Origin of the sequence: Pukyongia salina (assembly GCF_002966125.1) — a bacterium.
GTDB classification, from domain to species: Bacteria; Bacteroidota; Bacteroidia; order Flavobacteriales; family Flavobacteriaceae; genus Pukyongia; species Pukyongia salina.
The window spans coordinates 3,115,287-3,127,306 of record NZ_CP027062.1 but is presented as its reverse complement, the minus strand read 5'-3'; the positions used below and the strand labels follow the sequence as shown (position 1 = coordinate 3,127,306).

Below are 12,020 nucleotides of genomic sequence, written 5' to 3'. Positions count from 1 at the left end.
CTGTTCAATCTTCCTCCTCGGCCCGTTTGAGGAGTTTCTCATCTATATGTTTACTCGCTTTAGCCCCCAGTTTTTTCAGGTTTTCAACCCTTCGGATGAGGTTACCGCGGCCGGTAAGCTTTTTCATGGCGCTTTCGTAAGTGCCCTGCACCGTCCCAATCTGCTTACCTACTTTTATTAGCTCATCGGTTAGATTTGTAAAGGAATCGTATAGCGCTCCTGCCTCTTTAGCGATGGCCAGGGCGTTCTGTGTTTGGCGGTCGTTCTGCCAGAGGTTATCTACCAGGCGAAGTGCTGCAAGCAGGGTAGAGGGAGTAACGATTATGATCTGTTTGTTAAAAGCTTCTTCGTAAATATTAGGTTCGTTGGCAGCGGCAATCGCAAATGCGGGCTCAATAGGAACAAACATAAAAACGGTATCGGGGCTTTCATCCATGAGGTATTGGTACTGTTTATTGCTAAGGTCCTCAACATGTTTCTTAATGGAAGCGATGTGTTTTTTTAAATGACCTTGTTTCAGCTCTTCATCTTCTTCGGAAACAAAGCGTTCGAAATCCACCAGGGAAACCTTACTATCCACGATCATCTTCTTCCCGTCTGGCAGATGAATAAGTACATCTGTTTGAAGTCTTTTTCCCTGGGAATTGGTGTGGCTATCCTGAATGGTATATTCCCGGCCTTTTTCGAGTCCGGATTTTTCCAGGATACGCGTAAGAATTAGCTCTCCCCAGTTTCCCTGCATCTTAGAATCTCCTTTAAGGGCTTTTGTAAGATTGTCGGCCTCCTTACTTATCTGCCTGTTTAATTCGGAAAGGTGTTTTAACTGCTCTTTAAGCTCACTGTGCCGCCCTACGCTTTCCTTGTTGCTGTCTTCTACCTTCTTTTCGAAGGTCTTTATTTTTTCTTGCAGTGGGTTGAGAAGGATCTCCAGGTTCTCTCTATTCTGTTTGGTAAACTTGCTCGACTTTTCATCGAGGATCTTGTTGGCAAGATTCTCGAATTCCTTGGTGAATTTCTCCTGGAGTTTTTCTACTTCCTCCTTTTGTTCCCTGTTTTTTATTTCCAGGTTTTCGAATTCGGTATTACGCCTAACTAATTCACTATTCAGAAATTCTTTTTCCTTCCTTATCTGTTCGCGTTCGTTCAAGATATTTTCAAGTCGCTCCTGTAATCGTTCCTGCTGTAATTGCGATTGGTCCAGCCGTTCTTCCATTTTCCCTGTCTCGGCCTTTTGTTTTAGGCGAGAGATAAGGTTGCCAATAAAAGCTCCAATAAGCAAACATATACCGGCTAATAATAAAAATAGAAAGGTTTCACTCATGTGTGTGTAGGGTATAAGCGGGAATTAGAAATCTTAATTTCAAAGATAATTAATTCTTAATGGTAAACCGACCGTTGGAAGCGTCAAATTCTATGGTATCCTCGGGGAAGAGGTTATTAAACTTTCCATCCTCGATTAGCTGTTGCGGAGAACCCTGATGAATGCCCAAATCATCCATGACGAGCATTACATCGGCCAGTTGTATGCCAAGATCGATCTCATGGGTTGAAAAAAGTACTGTCTTTCCATTTTCGGAAGTGAGTCTTTTCAGTAATTTTAATATGTACGCCCGGTGGTACAGGTCTAAATGTGTAGTAGGTTCGTCTAAGAAGATCAGCGGAGTGTCCTGCGCCAGGGCCCGTGCTATTACCACACGCTGCATTTGTCCGTCGCTAAGCTCATAGCATTTTCTGTTCTCGAGTGGGGTAGTTTCGGTGGTGCTAAGGGCATTATCGATCATTTCCTTATCCTTTTCAGATAAAAATCCAAAACTCCCTGTGTACGGTTGCCGGCCCAATGAAACCAATTCTCTTACGGTAAGATTCCCGGAAGCCGGTGCTTCGGTAAGAACCACACTAAGCTGTGTTGCACGTTCAAGGCTGGAATAGCCGGATAGTTCCTTACCACAGATCTTTATACTTCCCTTTAGTTTTGCCTGCATCCCGGAGAGGGTTCTCAGTAATGTAGATTTCCCTATCCCATTGGCACCTACCAGAGCAATTAGATTACCACTTTCAATGCTGAAATTAATAGGCTTGGCTACGGCAAGGGCTTTTTTCCTTCGGAAGTATCCTATCGAAAGATCGTTTACAGCAATGGCGATATGCTTACTTTCCGAAGTCATTAAAATAATAATTTACGTTTCCGAACTAGTAACCAAATCACAACCGGAGCACCAATCAATGAAGTGATGGCATTAATGGGCAATGTGGCTTCATTGAATGGAAGTTGTGCAACGGTATCGCAGATAAGCATTAAAATAGCACCGGTAAGCAGAACTGCAGGAAGCAGGACAAAATGATTGGAGGTGGTGAACAACTGCCTGGTTAAATGAGGTACAGCGAGGCCTACAAAGGCGATGGGTCCGGCAAAGGCCGTGATTCCTCCCGCCAGGATGCTTGTGGCCAGGATGATAAACAAAGTTGTTCTTTTTATACGAAGCCCCATACTTTTCGCATAATTCTCTCCTAACAGTAAGGCATTGAGTGATTTACAGCTAAAAAATGCTATCAGCACCCCAAGGACACAACAGAGTGCCAGGATAATAATACCCGGCCAGGACTGGTCTCCAAGGCTCCCAAAACTCCAGAAAATATATTGCTGAAGTTTTTCGGCTGTACTGAAATACGAAAGTACGGCCACAACTGCAGCGGTCACACTCCCAAACATCAGTCCTATTATTAATATAGCCATACTATCTTTTACGTGCAGCGTTACGGCGAGCACGGCAAGTAATACCAGGAAACTTCCCAGCGCCGATGCGATTACAAGGCTCCATTGGCTGAGCAACAAACTGCCCATAAATCCGCCAAAGGCTCCTGCGCCCAGTATGAGCAATGCCACCCCAAGGCTGGCTCCACTGCTCAATCCAAGTACGAAGGGTCCTGCCAGGGGATTGCGGAACAGCGTTTGCATAAGGAGACCACTAACCGCGAGACCGCTACCTGCCAGAATCGCAGTAAGGGCTTTTGGCAGGCGATACTCTATAATAATATATTCCCAGGTTGACTTCGAAGCACCTTGAGCGGTAAGGGAAGAGATCACATCGGCAAATGGAATACGCACAGATCCCAGGCTTATATTCAGAAGGAAGAATATGAGCAGCACCAATATTAGTACGATAAACCAAAGCTTATATGATCTACGGGTTTCCATTATTCAACTTGGGTAAAAAAGTACAATTGGTGATCTGGAAGGAGCTCGGGATGTAAAATTTTAATTATATCCTTTAGTACGATATCCGGCCTGTTGGGAGCGAGTTCGTAATAAAGTACGCCTCCGGTTTCACCTTTGTTGGCGGTAAATGTGTATACGTTTCCATTTTTCAGGGCCCGGAATTCGGTATATACCGGATGGGCTTCTTCAAATTGAGCTACCGTAACGAACTGCCCGGGACCAATCCAGAAATCGGCGTCTTTACCTTTATCCAAGACAGATTCTAAACTCATAGACAGGCTTCCGGTGCCTTCGGTTTCTTTCCATAGGTATTCGCCGTTGGCATCGGCTATAAATTGTGCTGCCCAGCTATCGCCCTGGGGCATGTACCAAACGTCTTTATACATGGCGCCGCTAAGTACCGTAGGCTTGGTTTTGGCCTTCCGGGCGAGCTCCATTGCTGCAAAATATTCTAATTCTATAACCTTAAAAATGCTATCTGCCTCTTTCTGTTTCCCAAATAAGGCCCCGAAGAACTTGATCCATTCCGCCTTTCCAAGAGGGTGTTTCTCGGTCCAATCTGCATTATAGATCACCGGGATTCCCGCTTTTTGAATATTGTCAATCGTTTTATTCGAACCGTCAACGGCAAAGCTCACAACGATTTCGGGTTCAAGATCTATAAGTACTTCGGTGTTGATAGACTCGTTTTGACCTAATTCTACGATCTTTCCCTCCGCAATGAGCTTGCGAGCATTTTTAGATGAGATATAATCGAGATTTGGAAAGCCAATTAGCTTATCGGTAACGCCCAGCATATCCAGGGAAGGAATATGAGTTGTGGAAGTTACCACTATAGATTCTACGGGGTATTTTAGTACTTTATGGAAGCCGGAGTCGTGCCAGGGCCTGTTGGTTTTTTGATCTTCTTCTTCACTCAACCCTTTTTTCTTCAGCTCGTAGGTAAACGATTCGTTAGAACCTGGCCAGGGGTTTTTTACCGTGAGGGTAATAAAATTATCGGCTTCATGAATTGAAAACCCTTCGGCATATTCAACGCTATTTGTACTAACTGTATCCCTAACAATGGAAGGAGAATTTTCGATCTCCTTACAGGAAAACATCATTAGCAGGGAAAGTGAAAATAAAATTAATCGCATGCCCAAAAATAACAGATTTATTACGTCTTCGTCTGAATTAAATCCTTAATTTCGTTTCGAATTTTGGTGAAGCACTTTATCCACAGGTGTTTCTTAAAAGGGAATTCGGTGAAAAACCGAAGCTGTTCCCGCAACTGTAAGCCGTCACAATACCATGTGATTGTGCCACTTCAAAACCACTGCCTGTAACAGGTGGGAAGGTAGCACAAAAGGCAAGCCAGGAGACCTGCCCAAATTCAGCTATTGTCGAACTTTCGGGATAAAGGTTTGGGCACTTCAGAAGTAAAATTTCTGAAGATCGTCGCAGGTAAACTGCATCTGTATTCCGTTTTAATTATTATTAAAATGAAACAATTTGTAATTGGATTACTCTTTTTGGGGTCGTTAACAACGCTTTGGTCCCAGGAAAGTGGAAAGGTAGAACAATTGGACAGCGTACTAATTGATACCAAATCGAGAATGAACGTTAAGAACAGCGGGAAAGTTGTGGCCAGGATAACATCCGATATGCTGGCACAGAACGAAGGCAGCTCTCTGGCAGAACTACTCAACGAGCTAAGCGGTATTGAGATCAACGGAAATTTGAGCAATGAAGGTCAGAACCTGTCTTACTTCGTTCGTGGAGGTAGCAACAGGCAGGTGGTGATCATGGTAGATGGCGTACAGTTAAATGACGCCTCCCAATTGGCTAACGATTTCGACCTGCGCCTGATAGACCTCAATAGGGTGGCGTCTGTAGAGGTGCTAAAAGGAGCCTCCAGTGTACTATACGGAAGCGGAGCCGCGACTGCGGTGATCCATATCCGAACTAAAAAAAGCGGGAAGAAAGATGTTTCTGCTATGGTGACAAGTTCTATAGGCACCAATCAGTCTGCAGAGAACCAAGATTTTAATCCTTCCCTTATAGAGAACCAGGTATCTGTAAACGGGAGCCCGGGGAAATTTTTCTACGCCCTAGATCTCTCTCATCGTTTTGCAGATGGGCTCTCGGCCATAGCCGCTCCGGAGGGTTCAGAACCCTTTGAAAGTGATCTGTATAACCGGTTCAATACCCGGCTTAATGTGGGATATAATATTACCGAGAAGATACAGCTTAGTCAGTTTGTGGCCATTGATAAGTTTAAATCGGATTTTGATGATTTTAGTTATATGGATGCCGATTACCGCACGATCAGCCAACAGCTGCGCAGAGGCGGTAACTTTAAATGGGCCTATAAAAACGGCTCGTTTGTGATTAACGATTCGTATTCGTGGGTAGAGCGGGAGATAGAATCTTCCTTCCCCGCTAAGTACGATAGCAAAGCCTACACTTTCGATACCTATTTCGATCACAGGTTTGGTAGTAATATTCACCTGGTAGCGGGGTTCAATGGAAATTTCAGTAGGATAAATTCGTATACCATACCCTTCGGGGGTGTGGCCTTCGAGCAGCAAACAGATTCTGAAGATGCAAATTTTAGCATACTCGATCCATATGTAAACGCTGTCTATGTTTCAGATTTTGGGTTTAATTTAAATGCCGGCCTACGAGTAAATATTCATAGTGCTTACGACAGCCATTTGGTATATCAGATCAATCCGTCTTACAGATTCGATATGGGCGAACATACGATCAAGTTATTGGGCTCTTACAGCACAGCTTATATAACTCCGTCGTTATTTCAGTTATTCGACCCCATCTATGGAAACCAGGCGTTAATCCCTGAGGAAAACAGAACGATCGAGGGTGGAGTTACTTATGGCTTCGGAAATGATCTTAGCTTTAGTGTAGTGTATTTTAACAGGAGGGAAGAAAATTACGTTGACTTCGTAAATGTGGACCCTGAGAATTTCGTTTTTCAATATTGGAATAGCGCTACCGAATTTAATGCGAGTGGTGTAGAAGTAAATACTTCAGCAAAAATTTCAGAAAAATGGACACTAAATGCCAATTATACCAACACTCAGGTAGATGAACGGTTTTCTTTACGAATCCCCGAACATAAGGTCAATGCCTCACTACAGTTTCGCCTGAAGGAAGGGACAAATTTCCAATTGAAATATCTGTTCACCGGAGAGCGGGAAGATATATTTTTCAATCCCGATACCTTTGAAAGCGAAAGTGTGACCCTGGATAGTTACGGCCTGATCGGGTTCAATTTTCGAACCCGGGTTAATGAGACGATAAGTTTATTTGCAGCTGTCTCCAATCTGCTGAATGAAGAGTACGAAGAACTATACCGCTATCAGGCACGAGGCAGGAATGTGCGGGTAGGGTTTAGTCTTGATCTTAACTAGTGGGTGTTTATTTCTCTGCGATCATTAGTTGGTACAGAGGAGAAGAAGCTTTGCTTTCGGAAACTTCTTCCAGCCCCGAACGATATGGTCTAACGGGCGAGGGAGATGGGAATATCTCTGCCAGAGCCGCCGCCAGCAGGGGTTCACTCATATCGCCCAGCTCACCGAGATTAGAATAATCTTCGTCCATGGCAACATCGGGTGCCAGGCCATCTATAAAATCTGTCACTCCATTGGCATTCGCTGTCTTAAAGACTAACGGTAGCATAGCGTATGTATGATCGGGATTAGCAAGCGTTCTGCTAAAATCTGGAGCCGGGGCATCGTACAGCAGGAATGATGCCTGAAATTTACCGGTAGTGGTTCCACCCACTTGTATCACATCAATATACGGATCGAGGCCGTTAATCACCATTTCACTTGCAGAGGCAGTTCTCCCGGTGGTGATGATATAGACTCGGTTAAGATTTAAACTGTTTATGGCCTCCCCCGTGGAGATGGTTTGGTTAAAGAGTCCGTCGCTGGCGTAGGCCGCTTGTCGGTCTTCGTTCCATTGTTCGGTATAAAAGATCTGGCCGTTAAACTGACCAGTAACCATACTGGCAAGATCGCTTGCCGTTTCTACCGAACCACCCCCGTTGTATCTCAGGTCGAGGATAACGTCTGTAACCCCGTCTGCCTGGAACTGGGCAAAAGCGGCATTGAGTTGGGGGTCGAAATCCCGTGTAAAACTGTTGTACATAAGATAGCCCACTTTTTGTCCCAGGATATCGAAGGTTCTGGTCACATAAACCGGGTTTTCGGTGTATTCGGCTTTGGTTAACTGAACACTGTCTCCGGTTGGAGTGATGGTGGTGCCATCGAAAGTTGCCAGCCCGAGAGTATAAGTGTCGGGTGCAAGCAATTCGCTGAAATTATTTTCGGTGATCTGGGTACCGTCCACGGTATTGAAGATCATACCTCTTGTGAGGCCTTTAGCGGCGGCATCTGTATTTGGAAGTACGTAGCGCACATACCCGAAGATATTAGAGGGATTGTTAGGATAGCGTACCAGGCCGTATTCCATTCCGTTGGTGAGGGTAACACCAGCCAGGGCATTTTCCAGGGCGATATAGTTATCTACCAGGATACTGAATCGATCCTGACCAGAGATAAGGAAATCGAACAGGGCTTCCGGTGAATTGAAAGTGTTGAGAAAATCGTCCAGTGCCTGCTGGTTTGCAAAGGCATCGTTCGCCAGTTCGGGTGTATCTGCTTTATAAAGGTAAAAGAAATTGAGACCGCGATAGATGAAATTCTGAATATCCAGGGTAGAAGCTTCCTGAAGCACATCGTCATTATCTTTAAAACAGGAAGAAAGCAGGGTAGTGGCCGCTATAAGTAGGAGAATAATTTTCTTTTTCATGGGAAATTGTTTCAAAAGCTAACTTGTAAACTCCGAAAATAGGGACATTATTGCGAAAGTTCAACTAATTTGTAACAAAATTGGAGACCATTCGTCGAGATATAAGAACGGCATAGCAATTGCGAGTTCACTAACCAACAAAACAATGAAGCAAAAGGAGTTTTTATCAACCGTATTGCCTTTTAAAGATAAGCTGTATAGGCTGGCTAAGAGGCTCCTTGTGTCGAGTGATGAAGCTGAGGATGCCGTTCAGGAGATTTTTTTGAAATTATGGAATGGGAAGGAAAAGATAGGGAAATACAAGAACCCTGAGGCCTTTGCGATGACGATGACCAAGAACTATTGTCTGGATCGTTTAAAATCGAAGCAAGCCGGAAATATGAAGATCGTTCACAGCAATTTTCAGAATTCGGAGAATGTAGAGAAACAGGTAGAGGCGAATGATGGAGTAACCCTTGTTTTTCAGATCATGGAAACCCTTCCGGAACAACAACGAATGATCCTTCAGCTAAGAGATGTAGAACAATACGAATATGCAGAGATAGCAGAGATGCTGGATCTAAATGAAACAGCCATACGGGTGGCATTATCCCGGGCGAGAAAAGCAATTAGAGAAGAAATGATAAAAAAGTACAACTATGGAATCAGCTAGAATTGAAAGGTTATTGGACGCTTATTTCGAGGGGAATACCACCCTGGCGGAAGAAGCAACCTTGAGAGACTATTTTACCAATGGGGAGGTAGCAGCCCACCTGGAGCCAATGAAGCCCATGTTTGAAGGATTTGTGAAGGCGAAGGAAGAAGTTTCGGCTACAGAGATCGCACTACCGCGATCCGGATCGAAGATAAACCCATGGTGGTATAGTATAGCTGCAACTTTTCTGGTGGCCGTCACCGTAGGAAGTATCGTCTTTTCAAACTCGGGACTGTCTAAAGAAGAAGAGGAAGCACTGGCCGCCTTGAAACAAACCAGGGAAGCTATGATGATGCTATCGTCCAATTTGAACAAAGGCACCGAAAATGTGGCTTACCTGAGTGAATTCACCAAAGGAACCTCAACCATCAGACATATTGAACAATTTACAGAAACCAAAAACAAAATATTAAAGTAATAAACCTTAAAAACAAGAAATAATGAAGAAGCTATTGATACTATTATTAGTGATAACTGCACCCTATATTGGTTATGCGCAGTTCGACTCTTACGAAGATGAAAAGGATGTTACCTCTGTGGTAGTGACCAAGAATATGTTTAAACTTTTGGCCGAGATCGACCTGGAATCGAACGACCCGGAAGTGAAAGACTACCTGGAACTTGTAAATAACCTGGATAATATAAAGATCTTTATCACAAACAATCCTGCCGTGGCAAAACGTATGTCTGCCGATGTGCAAAAGTATATTGGATCTGCCAAAGGACTAAACGAGCTTATGCGCGTGAAGGATGAAGGCAAGAATATTAAATTCTACTCCAAAGAAGGAAAAAGTGAGAGTTTTGTGAGTGAACTCCTTATGTTCATGGATGGAAATATAGACGGGAAAGACGGGACCATGATCATGAGCATCACCGGAAATATCGATCTGAAGAAGATCTCCAAGCTTACCAAGGACCTTAAAGTTCCAGGAAGTGAAGAATTGAAGAACATCGATAAAAAACAATAAGATGGTAACCTTAGTAAGATTTTTAGTAGGAATAAGTGTGGCTGCCCTTGCGCTGGTAAGCTGTAACGACGGAACTTCCCTGCAACGTTACCTGGTAGATAAACAGGATGATGATAAATATGTGAAACTGGATATAGCCACCAGTCTTTTTGAAAGTGATGATGCCAATTTCACCGAAGAACAAAAAGAGATCCTAAGTACGATCAAGAAAGTAAACGTGGTAGCCTTCCCATTAAAAGGGGAAAATGCAGCAGATTACGAGACAGAGCGTGCCGAATTGGCCAAGATCCTGGACAACGAGAAATATGTTTTACTGGGGAAGGTAAACTCTAACGGCAGTAAGATGACCATGAAGTATCTGGGAGAAGAGGATGCCATCGATGAGGTGATCATCTTTGCTAGTGACGATACCAGAGGATTTGCCATATTCAGACTATTGGGAGACGATATGAAACCCGGACAAATGTTGAAATTGATGAACTCTATCAATAGCGGAGACCTCGATTTGAGTGCCTTGAGCGGAATAGGGGACATGTTCGAGGATGAATTCGATACTCAAAACACCGATACAGCTGAAGAATTCACGGATATAGTAGAAGAAATTACAGACTAATGTTAAAGTTTTGTAAGAAAAAGGCTCCATTAACGGAGCCTTTTTTGTTTTTAATCGAAAACGCATTTTCAGGTTATTGATCCTTAATACTTTGGGTATAAATTTGAATAGATGTCGATGGGATGAACTTAATAAATCCCCGCATTTAAGTCATCCACTCAACCAGAGACCTCACAAGATGAGTTAGGTTGAAGAATATGGACTCCCTTCGGGGAGTCTTTTTTATATCCCTGTATAGTTGGAAGGAGAAATATTTCTCAGTTCTTCTTTAATTTCTTCTGAAACGTTTAAGCTATCAATAAAGTCTCTAATAGAATCTCTTGTAATTGCCGTATTAGTGCGAGTAAGCCCTTTTAAGGCTTCGTAGGGATTAGGATAACCTTCTCGCCTTAAGATCGTCTGTATGGCTTCTGCCACTACAGCCCAGTTATTCTCAAGGTCCTCCTTAAACTTACTTTCATTTAGAAGTAGTTTGTCAAGGCCTTTCAGGGTGGATTGAAATCCTATGATAGTATGGCCAAGGGGAACCCCTATATTGCGCAACACTGTACTGTCTGTAAGATCTCGCTGTAACCTGCTTATTGGCAGTTTTGCACTAAGATGCTCGAAAATGGCGTTAGCGATACCAAGATTACCCTCGCTGTTCTCAAAATCGATCGGATTTACTTTATGAGGCATGGCCGAGGAGCCTATCTCTCCTTTTTTTATTTTTTGTTTGAAGTAATCCATAGAAACATAGGTCCAGATATCGCGATCCAGATCTATGAGGATGGTATTGATTCGTTTCAGGCAATCGAAGAGCGCAGCCATATGGTCGTAATGCTCGATCTGGGTGGTAGGGAACGAATGGTGCAGCCCCAGCCTTTCCTGTACAAATTGAGTTCCGAAAGCTTTCCAGTCTATAGTTGGATAGGCTACCTTATGCGCATTGAAATTACCCGTGGCACCACCAAATTTAGCTGCACTTTTAATATCGTTGAGCAGATCGAACTGCTCTTCCAGCCTTACCACAAATACATCGATCTCCTTTCCCAGTCGAGTTGGGGAGGCCGGCTGTCCGTGCGTTCGGGCCAGCATAGGCACATCCTTCCATTGGGTGGCGAGTTCTTTCAGTTTATCCTTTAGTTTGAAGAATCCCGGTACATATACATCGTTCATGGCATCCTTTAAAGAAAGCGGAATTGCCGTATTATTAATATCCTGAGATGTGAGCCCAAAATGTATGAACTCCTTGAATTTTTCAAGTCCGAGTGCATCGAACTCCTCTTTTATAAAATATTCTACCGCTTTTACGTCGTGATTGGTCACCTTTTCCGTCTCTTTGATCCGCTGGGCATCTTCCGAAGAAAATTCGGTATAAAGCTTTCTTAACGAATCGAACAGGGTCGTATCAAAATCTGCCAGCTGCGGAAGTGGTAATTCAACCAGGGCAATAAAATACTCGATCTCTACCTGGACTCGGTAACGGATAAGAGCCTCTTCGGAAAAGAAAGGTATAAGAGATTTGGTCTTGGCCGCATAACGTCCGTCGATGGGAGAAATAGCCTGTAGTGAGCGGGATGACATAACTTAGTGTATTAAAGGTGCAAAGATACATTTTCTTGACGGATTTTAAAGGAGCTGCCTGGTCCGTTTTGTTGAAGAGAGGCTGTGAAATTGCGTAACAACTAGGTTTACTGGATCTACTCGAAGAATATAAAAAGTGGT

At 43.6% G+C, this 12,020-nt stretch carries 11 protein-coding genes and 1 riboswitch; of the genes, 5 read left to right on the top strand and 6 right to left on the bottom strand.

Features of this window, described 5'->3' with window-relative positions; translation table 11 throughout:
- Positions 1–4: 4 nt before the first annotated feature.
- The 4 genes from C5O00_RS14200 to C5O00_RS14185 are packed head-to-tail and all read right to left on the bottom strand — an operon-like array spanning position 5 to position 4,356.
- Positions 5–1,321 carry a DNA recombination protein RmuC gene (locus C5O00_RS14200; protein ID WP_105217484.1) on the bottom strand — a complete coding sequence of 439 codons (1,317 nt, stop codon included), beginning with the start codon at positions 1,319–1,321 and terminating at the stop codon, positions 5–7.
- 49 nt (positions 1,322–1,370) lie between these two features.
- Entirely contained in the window at positions 1,371–2,165 is a 795-nt protein-coding gene (locus C5O00_RS14195) for an ABC transporter ATP-binding protein (RefSeq protein WP_105217483.1), read from the bottom strand.
- Positions 2,165–3,196: a FecCD family ABC transporter permease gene (locus C5O00_RS14190; protein WP_105217482.1), complete on the bottom strand. Its 1,032-nt coding sequence runs from the start codon at positions 3,194–3,196 to the stop codon at positions 2,165–2,167. The genes C5O00_RS14195 and C5O00_RS14190 overlap by 1 nt, the downstream gene beginning before the upstream one ends.
- A complete protein-coding gene (locus tag C5O00_RS14185) occupies positions 3,196–4,356 on the bottom strand; it encodes an ABC transporter substrate-binding protein (protein ID WP_105217481.1) in 1,161 nt (386 codons plus the stop codon). The genes C5O00_RS14190 and C5O00_RS14185 overlap by 1 nt, the downstream gene beginning before the upstream one ends.
- 47 nt (positions 4,357–4,403) lie before the next feature.
- A riboswitch (cobalamin riboswitch) is annotated at positions 4,404–4,604 on the top strand.
- Between the two features lie 97 nt (positions 4,605–4,701).
- Here C5O00_RS14185 and C5O00_RS14180 point away from each other — a divergent pair.
- A complete protein-coding gene (locus tag C5O00_RS14180) occupies positions 4,702–6,633 on the top strand; it encodes a TonB-dependent receptor plug domain-containing protein (protein ID WP_105217693.1) in 1,932 nt (643 codons plus the stop codon).
- A 7-nt stretch (positions 6,634–6,640) separates the two neighbouring features.
- Here C5O00_RS14180 and C5O00_RS14175 read toward each other — a convergent pair whose 3' ends face one another.
- Positions 6,641–8,038, bottom strand: coding sequence for a GFO_1087 family putative carboxy terminal peptidase (locus tag C5O00_RS14175; RefSeq protein ID WP_105217480.1), 1,398 nt, complete (start codon positions 8,036–8,038; stop codon positions 6,641–6,643).
- 145 nt (positions 8,039–8,183) lie between these two features.
- Between C5O00_RS14175 and C5O00_RS14170 the strand changes: the two genes are divergently transcribed.
- Genes C5O00_RS14170 through C5O00_RS14155 form a run of 4 tightly spaced genes read left to right on the top strand, consistent with a single transcriptional unit; the run spans position 8,184 to position 10,313 of the window.
- Entirely contained in the window at positions 8,184–8,690 is a 507-nt protein-coding gene (locus C5O00_RS14170) for a GFO_1088 family ECF-type sigma factor (RefSeq protein ID WP_105217479.1), read from the top strand.
- Positions 8,677–9,150 (top strand): PG0215 family putative anti-sigma factor, encoded by a 474-nt coding sequence (locus C5O00_RS14165; RefSeq protein WP_174688606.1) that lies wholly within the window; start codon positions 8,677–8,679, stop codon positions 9,148–9,150. The genes C5O00_RS14170 and C5O00_RS14165 overlap by 14 nt, the downstream gene beginning before the upstream one ends.
- A gap of 22 nt (positions 9,151–9,172) precedes the next feature.
- A complete protein-coding gene (locus tag C5O00_RS14160) occupies positions 9,173–9,700 on the top strand; it encodes a GFO_1090 family protein (protein ID WP_105217478.1) in 528 nt (175 codons plus the stop codon).
- Between the two features lies 1 nt (position 9,701).
- Positions 9,702–10,313, top strand: coding sequence for a GFO_1091 family lipoprotein (locus C5O00_RS14155; RefSeq protein WP_105217477.1), 612 nt, complete (start codon positions 9,702–9,704; stop codon positions 10,311–10,313).
- Between the two features lie 222 nt (positions 10,314–10,535).
- On the opposite strand, the gene purB is transcribed toward C5O00_RS14155, so the two are convergent.
- Entirely contained in the window at positions 10,536–11,879 is a 1,344-nt protein-coding gene (gene purB / locus C5O00_RS14150) for an adenylosuccinate lyase (protein WP_105217476.1), read from the bottom strand.
- Between the last annotated feature and the right edge of the window lie 141 nt (positions 11,880–12,020).